This is a genomic window from Streptomyces sp. NPDC048603, from assembly GCF_043199475.1.
GTDB lineage: Bacteria > Actinomycetota > Actinomycetes > Streptomycetales > Streptomycetaceae > Streptomyces.
Map to the genome: position 1 here is coordinate 156,788 of NZ_JBICVY010000014.1, position 12,315 is coordinate 169,102.

9 protein-coding genes are annotated in these 12,315 nt (G+C 71.9%); 1 reads left to right on the forward strand and 8 read right to left on the reverse strand.

All coding sequences use genetic code 11. The annotated features are described in order from the left end of the window. Positions 1 to 6 precede the first annotated feature (6 nt). The 6 genes from ACGFQ9_RS31020 to ACGFQ9_RS31045 all read right to left on the reverse strand — a co-directional run bounded on the left by ACGFQ9_RS31020 (position 7) and on the right by ACGFQ9_RS31045 (position 8,996). The gene (locus ACGFQ9_RS31020) at positions 7 to 510 is read right to left on the reverse strand and encodes a hypothetical protein (protein ID WP_393578386.1); all 504 of its coding nucleotides are present in this window, start codon (positions 508 to 510) and stop codon (positions 7 to 9) included. Continuing rightward, entirely contained in the window at positions 507 to 5,105 is a 4,599-nt protein-coding gene (locus ACGFQ9_RS31025) for a putative T7SS-secreted protein (RefSeq protein ID WP_393578387.1), read from the reverse strand. The genes ACGFQ9_RS31020 and ACGFQ9_RS31025 overlap by 4 nt, the downstream gene beginning before the upstream one ends. Then, a complete protein-coding gene (locus ACGFQ9_RS31030) occupies positions 5,105 to 5,683 on the reverse strand; it encodes a hypothetical protein (protein WP_393578388.1) in 579 nt (192 codons plus the stop codon). Before ACGFQ9_RS31030 ends, ACGFQ9_RS31025 begins: the two co-directional genes overlap by 1 nt. Next, the gene (locus tag ACGFQ9_RS31035) at positions 5,680 to 6,120 is read right to left on the reverse strand and encodes a hypothetical protein (protein ID WP_393578390.1); all 441 of its coding nucleotides are present in this window, start codon (positions 6,118 to 6,120) and stop codon (positions 5,680 to 5,682) included. Before ACGFQ9_RS31035 ends, ACGFQ9_RS31030 begins: the two co-directional genes overlap by 4 nt. Before the next feature lie 192 nt (positions 6,121 to 6,312). Next, a complete protein-coding gene (locus ACGFQ9_RS31040) occupies positions 6,313 to 8,601 on the reverse strand; it encodes a heavy metal translocating P-type ATPase (protein WP_393578392.1) in 2,289 nt (762 codons plus the stop codon). Between the two features lie 56 nt (positions 8,602 to 8,657). Continuing rightward, on the reverse strand, positions 8,658 to 8,996 hold the full coding sequence (locus ACGFQ9_RS31045; protein ID WP_393578393.1) for a heavy-metal-associated domain-containing protein: 339 nt from the start codon (positions 8,994 to 8,996) through the stop codon (positions 8,658 to 8,660). 196 nt (positions 8,997 to 9,192) lie between these two features. Between ACGFQ9_RS31045 and ACGFQ9_RS31050 the strand changes: the two genes are divergently transcribed. After that, positions 9,193 to 10,152 carry a hypothetical protein gene (locus tag ACGFQ9_RS31050; RefSeq protein ID WP_393578394.1) on the forward strand — a complete coding sequence of 320 codons (960 nt, stop codon included), beginning with the start codon at positions 9,193 to 9,195 and terminating at the stop codon, positions 10,150 to 10,152. Between the two features lie 93 nt (positions 10,153 to 10,245). Here the strand turns inward: ACGFQ9_RS31050 and ACGFQ9_RS31055 are convergent, their stop codons facing one another. Then, entirely contained in the window at positions 10,246 to 11,190 is a 945-nt protein-coding gene (locus ACGFQ9_RS31055; RefSeq protein ID WP_393578396.1) for an NAD-dependent epimerase/dehydratase family protein, read from the reverse strand. 49 nt (positions 11,191 to 11,239) lie between these two features. Then, positions 11,240 to 12,160: an alpha/beta hydrolase family protein gene (locus ACGFQ9_RS31060; RefSeq protein ID WP_393578470.1), complete on the reverse strand. Its 921-nt coding sequence runs from the start codon at positions 12,158 to 12,160 to the stop codon at positions 11,240 to 11,242. Positions 12,161 to 12,315: the final 155 nt, after the last annotated feature.

The following is a 12,315-nucleotide window of genomic DNA, read 5'->3' on the forward strand; positions in this document are numbered from 1 at the left end:
CGATGTTCATCCGAGGCTGACGCTCCACACGTCGCCGTTCCCCGGCCAGTCGTCGCGTTCCTCGTCCGGGTCGTCGACGACCAGCACCGACACCCGGGTCGCCGGATTGCGGTACTCCAGATAGCCGCCCTGATCGATGCGTTCGAACGCGGACTCCTGGAGCCCGGGGCCGGCGGCGAGCGCCGCCAGCACGTCGGACCAGGCCGTGTACGGAGCGAAGTCGACACCAGTCGCCTCCCGCCACTCGGCGGCGAGCTCCGGGTCCTCGGGCAGCCGGTGCAGCTGGAGCATGCCGCTGCTCAGCGTCCAGCCGGCGGTGCCGTCTCCGCCGCCCGAGAAGGACAGCTCCAGCAGCCCGTGGTCCCGGCGCAGCGATACTCCCGGGGCTTCCTCGACGTCGAGGAAGCCGACCGGCACCGCCCGCTCGGCGGCGTCCGGGCCATCGCCGGCGCGCAGGCCCAGCAGACTGCCGTCGGCCAGCAGCGATGCGATGAATTCGGCTCCGGTCACGGCCAGTTCTCCAGTTTGTCGATGAGGGCCTGCATCTCGTCCTTGCGGTTCTGCGTGTTGCCCCAGTTGTGGTCTTCCATGTGCTCCTTGGCCGACTTCGCCTTGGCCAGCAGGTCGGCCCGCAGCTTGGGGTCGTTCTCCACTGCCTCGACCGCCGTCTTGACGCTCTTGTCGGACGCCCAGCCCGTCGCCTTGAGCCGGATGGGCTCGCCCACGAGCTCGCCGTCCTTGTTGACGCTGATCCTCACCTCGTCGGCACCGACGTGGATGTGCGCGCCCTTGGTCGCCCAGTCGGACGCCACCGGCGACACCTTGACCTTGCACGGCTTGAGGCCGAGCGGGTCGGCCCACAGGTGCGGGTTGTCCACGTAGGCCCTCGGGTTGGGCGCGGGATCGAGACCGAGCGGATCCACGCTCAGGTAACGGGCGGTCTCCGGGTCGTAATGCCGGTGCACGTTGTAGTGGAGGCCGGTCTCGGGGTCGAAGTACTGACCCGGGAAGCGCAAGGGGGTGTAGGCGGTCGCGTCGCTGTTCCAGCCGGTGGTGCCCCACAGTGAGGAACGGGTCTGCCAGGCGACCGTGCCGGCCTCGTCGACCAGTTCCGTCGGGGTGCCGACGAGGTCGGTGACGATGCCGAAGAAGCGGCTGTCCACCTCCTCGCGGGAGGCGTCGAGGACCCGCTCGGTCTGGGCCAGCGGATGCAGTCCCCGGTGGTCCCAGGTCAGGACCACCTCGTGCGGCCGGTCCGGGGTACGGGTGGACTGCTCGCACAGGGTGTGGCCGTCCCATGTGAACAGCGTCTCCTCGGCCACCGCCCCGTCGGCGGCCAGCCGCTGCTTGGACAGTCTGCGGCCCAGCGGGTCGTACGTGTACCGCCAGGTCGTTCCGTCGGGGGTGACCACCTGGGTCAGCCGGTCCTCCGCGTCCCAGGTGTAGTGCCAGCTGTCCGCCTTGCGGGACAGCCGCTTGCGGGTCCGCTGTACGACCCGGCCCTGTACGTCGTGTGCGTAGCGGAAGGCGCCCGCGCCGACGACGCGGTTGCCTTCGTACGTGTGGTCCGCGTCGGTGGCCGCCATGTCCCCGTGGAGGGCCGGGCGGCGTACGGAGGCCAGGTTGCCGGCGGTGTCGTACACGTAGCGCTCGGTCCACCCCTTTCCGTCGACGTCCGTGACGCGGCCGACCGGGTCCAGCCGGAAGCTGCGGGAAGGCGCCCCGCCCGTCCCTTCGATACCGGTGAGGCTCCCGGCGGCGTCGTAGCGGTAGTCGCGCCGCCTGACGGTCCGCCCGTCGGCGGTGACCGACTGGCCGGTCAGCCTGCCCACGGGATCCCAGGTGCTGCCGAACGCAGCTGTGCCGCCGAAGCTGCGGACGGTCTCGCGTCCCGCGGCATCGTGTTCAAAACGCAGCTCGCGGCCGGACGCGGTCAGCCGGGTACGGTTCCCGGCCGCGTCGTACTCCCACGCGCTGACGGCCCGCCCCGGAGTCGTGCGGCGGGTCCGGCGGCCCAGCGCGTCGTGTTCGAAGCGCAGCTCGCGCCCGTTCACCGTCTCCGACCGGAGGAGCCCGTTGCGGTCCCGGAGCCAGGTCAGCGTCGCGTCCGGCCCGACCGCCCGGGCGAGCTCGTCGCTGACGTCGTATTCGTAGGTGGTCGCCCGCCCCGCGGCGTCCTTGCGGACGACCTGCCCCAGGGCGTTCCGCTCGAACCGGACGGTTTGCCCCAGGGCATTGGTACGGCTCTCCAGGCGGCCCGCCGCGTCGTAGGTACGCGTCAGGGTACGGCCGTCGAAGTCCGTCTCGGAGACCATCCGGCCGGCGTGGTCGTAGGTGTAGGACCAGGTGAGGCCCTGCGGGTTGGTGACCTCCTTGAGCCTGAGGTCCGGGTAGTGGGCGAACCGGTGGCGCGCGCCGTCGGGATCCGTACGGGCGAGCAGCAGGTCGAAGTCGCCGTACTCGTAGGTGGTGGCCCCGCCGGCCGGGTCGCGGTGGACCAGCAGGTTGCCCTCACCGTCGTAGGTCCACACGGATTCGGCACCGTCGGGGTCGGTCCGCCGGGTCAGGCGGCCTTCGGGGGTCCATTCCAGGCGGGTGGTCTCGCCGAGCGGACCGGTCACCGTGACGGGCCGCCCGAAGGCGTCGTAGGCGTAGCGGGTGACGGCCCCCAGCGGATCGCTGATCTCCACCGGCCGGCCCGCGGCGTCGCAGCGGTACGTGGTCGTGTGTCCGAGCGCGTCCGTGACCGAGCTGAGGTGGCCGCGATCGTCGTAGCCGAAGAGCGTGCGTGCCCCGGAGGGCGCCGTCTCGGAGAGCCGGTTCCCCCGCTCGTCGAAGGTCTGCCGGACCACGGTGCCGTCCGGCCGGACCACCCGGGTCGGCAGGCCCAGCAGGTCGTACTCGGCCGTGGTGGTACGTCCGTCGGGGCGGGTGATGCCGAGGAGCCGGCCGTTCTCGTCGTACCGGCAGGTGGTGACGTGGCCGAGCGGATCGGTGAGGGCGAGCAGCTGGTTGTACCGGTCGTAGGTGTAGCGGGTGGCGGCGCCCCGGGAGTCGATGTCCGCCACGACCTGGGATCGCGTGTTGACCTCGTACCGGCGGCGGCGTCCGCAGGCGTCGGTGACGGTGGTGACACCGTCCTCGTAGACAAAGGCGGTGGTCATGTGGCCGTTGGTGCCGGCCTGGGAGACGCAGCGGTCGGCGTCGTCGTAGACGTAGTCGAACCGGTGGCCGTTGGTGTCGGTCCACGAGGTGACGCGGCCCTGGTCGTCGTAGCCGAAGCGGAGCGGCTTCCCGGAGGAGTTCACGACCTCGGTGAGGTTGCCGCCGGTGTAGGAGTACGTGAGCACGCGCGGGCCGTCGGCCAGGGTGAGCCCGGTGACCCGGCCGTCGGCGGTCTCGAACCGGACCCGGTAGCCGCCGCTGTGGGTGATGCCCAGCGGGACGCCGTCCTCATCGTGTTCGAAGGTCAGGGCGACCCCGTTGCGGTCGGTGATTTCCTCGAGCAGAGCGACGCCATCGCCGTCGGCCTCGCCGCCCGCGCCGGCGGTTCCCGTCCCGGCGCTCGCCGTGGCCCCGAAACGCCGGACCGTGCCGTGATCCGGGTCCGTGACGGTGTATCCGCCGTCCGGGCTCCGGTCCAGCGGCCAGCGTCGCCCGTGCGTGGGCAGCACCGGAACACCGGGGGCCGGGTGCGGATACAGCTGGATGCCGCCGTCCTCACGGACGAGGACGATGCCTTCGGGGTCGATCTCCAGCCGCTGGTCGATGGTGCTCGCCCAGTTGGGACCGAACCAGCGGCCCGCCCGGTACGAGGACTCGAAGGTCCTCTCGAAAACCAGCGGCAGCGAGCCGGGCAGGGCCAGGTCGGTCTGCGGGAGCAGCATCCGGCCGGTGGCCACGTCCACGGGGTCTCCGTCGCAGACCTTGTCGGTGCCGCAGCGCGCGGGCCCGTCCGGGCCGTCACCATCGGTCTGCTTGCGCCCGGGCCCCTTCAGGTCGTCGGCGTGCTTGGCGATCGTGGCGGCCTTCTTGGCCGCGCCCAGGCCCTTGGTGCCGACGAGCTCGGGGATGAGTTTTCCGATGCCCTCGGAGGGGTCCTTCATGAACTCGTCGAGCATGTTCTTGGCCGTGCCGACGGGGTCGTTGGCCGCGACCGCCAGGCCGGTGACCGTGTTGTTGAGGTTGGTGAGGTACTCGGCGGGGTGGGTGATGTTGTACGGGTCGGTGGGGTTGACCGCGCGCACGAAGTTGAGCAGGCCCGCCGTGCCCTTGATCAGGCCGCCGCCGAGGTGGCGGGCGTCGATCTCCAGGCCCTGCAGGCCGTCCTTGACCTGCTCGGCGTACGAGGGCTTGGGCGGGGCCGCGTCACGGGCCGCCGTCAGCGCGGTCTTGGCGGTCTCGGCCGCCTCGTTGCGCTGCTTGCGGGCGTTGATGACCTTGTCGTAGGCGGCGGTGATGCCCGCCTCGCCCGGGTCCTTGAAACCCGAGGGGCGGGGCGGCAGGTCGTCCTTCTTCGCCTTGACCGCGTCGTTGTACTCGTCGACCTTCGCGTTGTAGGCGGTACGGGCGTCCTCGGAGGCCTTCTTGGCCTTCTTGTACGCCTCGATCGCGTCCCGGGCCTCGTTCTGTGCCCATTCGACGGTCTCGGCGAACCGGGTCAGCGCGCCTTCCGCCTTCTCGAAGGCGTCGGCGGCCTTGAACCACTTCGGCGGCTGCTTGGCCGTGTGCTCCGCGTAGGAGTCGGCGGTCACGCCCTTGATGGCGTCCGCGCGCAGGCCCTTGATGCCGTTGCCGACCTTGTCGAAGTTCGTCCGGAAGTCGGTGAGGTGCTTGGCGTTCTCCCGGATCTTCGACACGCTGCCGTAGATGATCTTCTTGGGGTCCTCGGTCTGGTCGAGCTCCATCTCGGCGACCTCGGCGCCCATGGTGTTCGCCAGCGACCGGCTCTTCTCCCGGATCCAGTCCGCGCCGTCGTCCCAGCCGACGTCCTCGGCCAGGTCCGCCGTCTTGTCGCCGAGCCACTCGACACCGTCGCCGATGCCCTCGACGGCGTCCTCGCCCGCGTCCTCTATGAAGTCCGGGGTCCAGTCCCGCCAGCCCATCAGCCCTTGCCCCCGTTACCGCTGTCGCCCTTGGCCTGTTCGAGCAGGTCGTTCAGCGAACCGATCTTCCCGTTGTTCTTCAAGGTCTCGCCGGTCTGGGACCAGTTGTCCGAGACGTCCTGCCGCATCTTCTCGAAGGACTCGCCGCTGTAGTCCGGCTTGTAGACCTCCCACGGCGGACGCGTGATGTCGTCCCAGGACTTCTTCTCGATGTCGTCCTCCGAGGCGTGCGGGTTGCCGTAGAGGGAGTTCACACCCACCTTGAACGCGCCCTGGATGTACTGGTCCTCCTCCCAGACCGTGCCCGCGGCGATCCCGAGGCTGGCGGCCAGGGTGCTCGCGTCCTGGACCAGGGCCCGTACGCCCCACTCCCAGCGCTCGCAGAAATCCTCGAACAGGTCCGCCACGCCGGGGTGTCCTGCTTCCATCCCGGTCATCGACAGCGACTCGAAACCCGCGCCCATCGACGCACCGCCGGCCGTGCCGACCTCGCGCAGCTCGGCTATCGACCCGCGCAGACCGTCCTGGATGTTCTTCACCGCCGCCGGGTCGAGCCCGAGGTCCTCGTTCCCGCTCATGCCCGCGCCCCCTCGGCCCGCGCATTCGCCTGCGCCTGCGCCTGCGCCTCGGCATCCGCCCGTACGTCGACGGCGACCGCGTCCGGCACGATCCCGCCCACCGGCGGGAACAGCATCGACCCGTCCTCGTCGGCCACGTCCACGGCCACCCCGGTCGGCCCGTCCAGCTCCGGCACGATCCCGTCCACCAACCGCGCACCCAGCACCGACAGGAACTCCAGCTCCTCGTGCGCGGGCAGGCCGCGGCGCACCGCGAACCGGGCCAGCGCCTCCTCGTCCGTGAAGGCGTAGATCCACCGGACCCCGCCCTGATGCCCCGACATCAGCCCGCCCCGGGCCAGCGGTACCAGCAGAGCGGTCCGCCGGAACTCACCCACCAGACGGCCCGGATCGCCTTGCCCGGCACGCACCCGGGCGATTTCCTCGACCAGTCCCATGTGACGCCCCCGTTCGGTTCGACCGTCCAAACTACGGGACGGCGTACCGCGCGCCAAAGCCGGGGCGACAGTCTCCACGATGTCCCCACCGGTCCGGCCCGGTTGTCACGCAGGCGGGTGCGTACGGCGGGGCACCCCCGCCCGATGACCGGTGCGGGGGTGCCTGGAGGGAGGGCAGGGACGGACGGGGAGTCAGGAGCCGGCCGGCCGGAAGGAGCGCAGCCGCAGGGAGTTGCCGACCACGAAGACCGAGGAGAAGGCCATGGCGGCTCCGGCGATCATCGGGTTCAGGAGTCCGGCGGCGGCCAGCGGGAGGGCGGCGACGTTGTAGCCGAAGGCCCAGAAGAGGTTGGACTTGATGGTGCCCAGGGTCTTCCGGGACAGCCGGATGGCGTCGGCGGCGGCCCTCAGGTCACCGCGGACCAGGGTCAGGTCTCCGGCCTCGATGGCGGCGTCGGTTCCGGTGCCCATGGCCAGCCCGAGGTCGGCCTGGGCGAGCGCGGCGGCGTCGTTGACCCCGTCCCCGACCATGGCGACCGACCGGCCTTCGGCCTGGAGGCGCTTGACGACGTCGACCTTGTCCTCGGGCATGACCTCGGCGATGACCTGCTCGATGCCGACCTCGGCGGCGACCGCCCCGGCCACGGCCTTGTTGTCGCCGGTCAGCAGGATCGGGGTGAGGCCCAGCTCCCTGAGGCGGGCGATCGCCTCGGCACTGGTGTCCTTGACCGCGTCCGCGACCTCCAGGACCGCGCGGGCTTCGCCGTCCCAGGCCACGGCGATGACGGTCCGTCCGGCCGCCTCGGCCCGGTCCTTGACCTCCTTCAGCTCAGCGGGCAGTTCGATCGCCCACGCTGCGAGCAGCTTCTCCCGGCCGGCCAGGACCGCGTGCCCCTCGACGATTCCCTGGACACCGAGCCCGGCGACATTGGCGAAGTCCTCCGGGGCGGGCAGTCCGCCCAGCTCGGCGGTGGCGCCGGCGGCGACGGCCTGGGCGATGGGGTGCTCGGAGGCGTGCTCCAGGGCGCCCGCCAGGCGCAGCACCTCTTGCCTGTCCGTGCCGTCGGCGGTGTGGACGGCGAGGAGGGTCATCCGCCCGGTCGTCACGGTGCCGGTCTTGTCCAGGACGATGGTGTCGACGCGGCGGGTGGTCTCCAGCACCTCGGGGCCCTTGATCAGGATGCCGAGCTGGGCGCCGCGGCCGGTGCCGACCATCAGCGCGGTCGGGGTGGCCAGTCCGAGGGCGCAGGGGCAGGCGATGATCAGTACGGCGACGGCGGCGGTGAACGCGGCGGTCCAGCCCGCGCCGTTGCCGAGCCAGAACCCGAGGGTGCCCAGCGCCAGCGCGATGACGACGGGGACGAACACGGCGGAGATCCGGTCGGCGAGCCGCTGGGCGGCGGCCTTGCCGTTCTGCGCGTCCTCGACGAGCCTGGCCATCCGGGCCAGCTGGGTGTCCGCGCCGACCCGGGTGGCCTCGACGACGAGTCGGCCGCCGGCGTTCAGGGTGGCTCCGGTGACGCCGTCGCCGGGCCCGACCTCCACCGGCACGGACTCACCGGTCAGCATGGAGGCGTCCACGGCCGAGGCCCCTTCGGCCACGACACCGTCGGTGGCGATCTTCTCGCCCGGCCGGACCACGAAGCGGTCCCCCACCCGCAGTTCGGCGACGGGTATCCGCTCCTCCCGGCTGTCGCGCAGGACCGCGACGTCCTTCGCGCCGAGCTCCAGCAGCGCCTTGAGCGCGGCTCCGGCCTTCCGCTTGGAACGGGCCTCGAAGTAGCGGCCGGCCAGGATGAAGGCGGTGACTCCGGCGGCCGCCTCCAGGTAGATGTTCCCCGCGCCGTCGCTGCGGGCGATGGTGAATTCGAAGGGGTGGGTCATGCCGGGCGTACCGGCGGTGCCGAAGAACAGCGCCCACAGCGACCACAGGAAGGCGGCCGAGGTACCCACCGAGATGAGGGTGTCCATGGTGGCCGCGCCGTGCCGGGCGTTGGTGAAGGCGGCCTTGTGGAAGGGCCAGGCCGCGTAGGTGACCACGGGCGCGGCCAGCGTCAGCGACAGCCACTGCCAGTACTCGATCTGCAGGGCCGGGACCATCGCCATGGCGATCACCGGCACGGCCAGCAGTACGGCGGTGACCAGCCGCTGCCGCAGCGGCCGCAGTTCGTCCGCCGGGTCCCCGGCCGGGTCTCCGGCCGCGCTGCCGGTCGCGCTGCCGGCCTCGGCCGGAGCGCTCGGCGCGCGGGGCGGTTCGGGTTCGCGGGCGGTGTACCCGGTCGCCTCGACGGTGCCGATCAGGTCGGCGATGCTCACCCCGTCGCCGTAGCTGACCTTGGCCTTCTCGGTGGCGTAGTTGACCGTGGCGGTCACGCCCTCCATGCGGTTGAGCTTCTTCTCGATCCGGGCCGCGCACGAGGCGCAGGTCATACCGCCGATGGCGAGCTCGACCTGGGCGGCGCCGGTGGTGGCGACGGTCATGTGCAACTCCTCATGCGGGTCGTACGGGTCAGGGGGTGGGTGAGCGGCCGGCCGGGTCAGACCGCGACGCGGCCGGTGACCTCGGAGCGGGTGACCTCGTAGCCGGCGTCGTCGACGACTCCGGCGATCACCGCGTCGTCGAGTGCGCGGGCACTGATCACGGCGACCTGCCCGGCGGCCAGGTCCACCTCGACCCGGGTGACGCCGTCGACCGCGCCGATCGCCCGGGTGAGCGTGTCCTTGCAGTGTCCGCAGGTCATGCCGGCGACCGCGTAGACGGTGCGGAAGCCCTCCGGGGCCACCGCGGTCTGGGACGCGGTGGCCGTGGCGGTGGAGCAGCTGTGGTTCGGGGAGCAGCAGGACGAGGACATGGCGTTCTCCAGTGATCTCGGCATCAGGACCAGCTTCGCGTCCGGTACCCCTGGGGGGTATCTCGGTGCGAGGACTCCATGTATACCCCCACCCGGTATTGATGGCAACCCCTCGAACTGCTTGACTCGATACCCCCTAGGGGTATTGTGAGCAGCGCGAACGAAGAGACAACGCCGGAAACGACGCCAGAGACAAGGCGACAGCGACAGGGAGACGACCATGAACACGGCAGCCAGGATCAGCCTCTACGGCGCGGCCCTCGCGGCGGCCTTCACCGGCGCCTTCGCCCTCGGCTCGGTGGCCGATCCCCTCACGGACGGCCCCGCGCCCGCCGCGCCCCACGCAGCCCACGCAGGAGGAACCGCAGCCCACACGGAAAGCACCGCCGATCACGGGGAAGCCGCCGCAGGCCACACGGAAGGCACCGCCGCCCGCCCCGGCACCCCGCCGCCTCCCGGCGGGCTCCAGGTCTCGCAGGACGGCTACACCCTCGCCCTCCAGACCCCGCGCCTGACCGCCGGGCGGGAGGAATCCCTGCGCTTCACGATCAAGGACGGGGCGGGCAGGCCGGTCACCGGCTACCGGGCGACCCACGACAAGGAACTGCACCTCATCGTGGCCTCACGCGACCTGGGCACTTTCCGGCACCTGCACCCCACCCGGGCCGCCGACGGCACCTGGAGCACCCCGGTCGACCTGCCCGCGGCAGGCGACCACCGCGTCTTCGCCGACTTCACCCCCGCCGGGGCGGGCGCCGGCGCCCTCGCGCTCGGCGCCGACCTGGCTGTCGCCGGCCCCTACCAGCCCCGCGACCTTCCCGAGCCCCGCACCACGGCCGAGGTCGACGGCGGCTACACCGTCACCCTCGGCGGCGGCCTCACCCCGGGCCGTACCGGCACGCTGACCCTCACCGTCGCCAAGGACGGCCGCCCGGTCACCGATCTGGAGCCCTACCTCGGCTCCTACGGCCACCTCGTCGCGCTCCGCGCCGGGGACCTCGCCTACCTCCACGTCCACCCCGAGAACACCCCCGGCGCCCCCGGCACCACCCCCGGCCCGGCCGTCTCCTTCTCCGCCACCGCCCCCACCGCCGGCACCTACCGCCTCTTCCTGGACTTCAAGCACCAGGGCACGGTCCGCACCGCCGCCTTCACCGTCCCCACCGCCCCTTCCGCATAGGACCGCCCCGGGATGGCCGGAGCCATCCCAGGGCGGATTCGGTGCGGTTCGGTGAGGTGAGGTGAGGTGCGGTGAGGTGAGGTGAGGCCAGGTTCAGTTGTCGTTGCCCGCGCGCAGCCAGGCGATGTAGTCGGCGGCGGCCCGTTCGGTGTCGTACTCGGGCCGGTAGCCCGTGTCTTCCTCCAGCCGGCCGATGTCGAGGACCAGGTGCGGTGCGCCGCCTCCGGCGGGGAGACCGACCCGGGCGCCCGGCACCACCTTCCTGATGGCCCGGCCGACCTCGGCGTTGGTGGTGGCGCGGCCGGATCCGACGTTGTAGGTGCGGTGGTTCAGCCGGTCGGCGAGCTGGAGAAGGGCGATCGCCCGTCCGGTGTCCTTGACGTAGGTGAGGTCGAGCCCGTCCTCGGCGCGGGGCGGGTGGACGAGGTGGGTGAGGTCGGGGGCGGTGCCGCGGGCGGCTGCGTGGACGAGGGCGGGAGCGGCGAAGAAGGGGTCGGGGTGACCGAGCGGGCCCCAGGTGCCGGAGATGCGGTAGTTGACGATGTCGAGGCCGGTGGTGTCGGCGAGGAAGCCGCCGAGCATTTCGCCGACCTTCTTGAAGGTCGGGATGGAGACGGCCGCGGTCATCGACAGCGGGGCGTCCTCGCGCAGCGGTCCGTCGTTCGCGGCACCGAAGTAGACGCCGATCGTGCTGGCGATGCCGAGGCGCCGCACCCCCCACTCCTGGGCGGCCTCGGCGATGTTGAGCAGTCCGCCGAGTGCCTGCCGGGTCGCCTCGACGGGCGCGTCGGGGACGGGCGGCCAGGGATAGGAGCCGGCCAGGTGGACGATGCCGGTGATGTCGTGGCGTCGGCCGACCGCGAGCAGGGCGGCCCGGTCGGTGATGTCCGCCTGCTCGGCCTTCACCCGCGTTCCGGCGAGTACGGGCGGGAGTCCGCGAAGGCGGCGCTGGACGACGACGCAGTCTTCGCCCAGGTCCAGCAGGGCACGCACGGTGTGCGAGCCGATGAAGCCGAGGCCTCCGGTGACGAGGATCACGGCCCTCCCTCTCTCTCGTGGTCTCGCTCGTTCACAGTCCGGGGGACGGTCACTTGTCGCGCAGCTCCCCCAGCGGCTCGGAGGCGCTCTCCAGAGCGGCAGCCGCCGCCTTCCAGCCGGAGCCGTCGCCCCGGAGAACGCTGCGGAGGAAGGCCGTGGTGAGCTGCTGGATCAGGGCGACGCGGGCCGGGTTCTCGTCGGTGGTCTCGGCGGCCTGGTGGCCGGGGATGCCGCCGAGCGAGTGCTCGGCCCCGAACAGGGTGAGCAGGGTCTTGTCGCCGGGGCTGTGGGTGTAGGGGTCGGTGAACCAGTCCGGTCCGCGGGTGGACAGGTGGGACTGGTCGTGGTCGCCGGCGACGACGAGGGCCGGAGTGGTCATGGCATCGAACGACGGCTTCATGAAGGGGAAGTGCTCGGCGGCGAACGGCGTCAGGTCGTCGCCCAGGCCGGTCAGGGCCAGCAGTACGCCCGCCTTCACGCGGGCGTCGGACATGTCCTCACCGGGCAGCCCGTCGGCGCCCAGGACACGGGCACCCAGCAGCGCGCTGACGGTCTGGGCGCCCCAGGAGTGGCCGGCCACGGCGACGCTGTCGTGGTCGACTCGCCCGGCGAGACCCGGCACGGCCGCCTCCAGGGCGCCGAGCCCGTCCAGCACGCACGTGATGTCCTCGATCCGGTGACGCCAGATCCGCGGGGTACGGGGGTCCTCAGCCGGAATTCCGAGCGTCCGGGAGTCCAGGTGGGTGGGCTGGACGACGACGAAGCCGTGTGCGGCCCAGTGGTCGGCCAGCGGGGCGTAGCCGTCCATCGACCAGCCGAAGCCGTGCGAGAACACGATGACGGGCAGACCGCCACCGGTCACGGGCGCGGACACCCGGACCTGGAGGTCTTCGCCCCTGCCGCCCGGGGAGGGCAGGACGACCGGCTTCACGGACACCACCGCGGCGGGCACGTCCGGGAGCATGTCCATGGCGGTCGTGGCGGTCGCGGCGGTCAGGGTGGTCAGGGTGGTCAGGGTGGTCAAGGTGGAGATGGGCATGGGAAAGCCTTCCGATCAGCGACTTCGGCTTCGCTTTGGTCCGGGCGACGGCGCCACGGGACAGGGCGAGAAGCGTGAGGACGGAC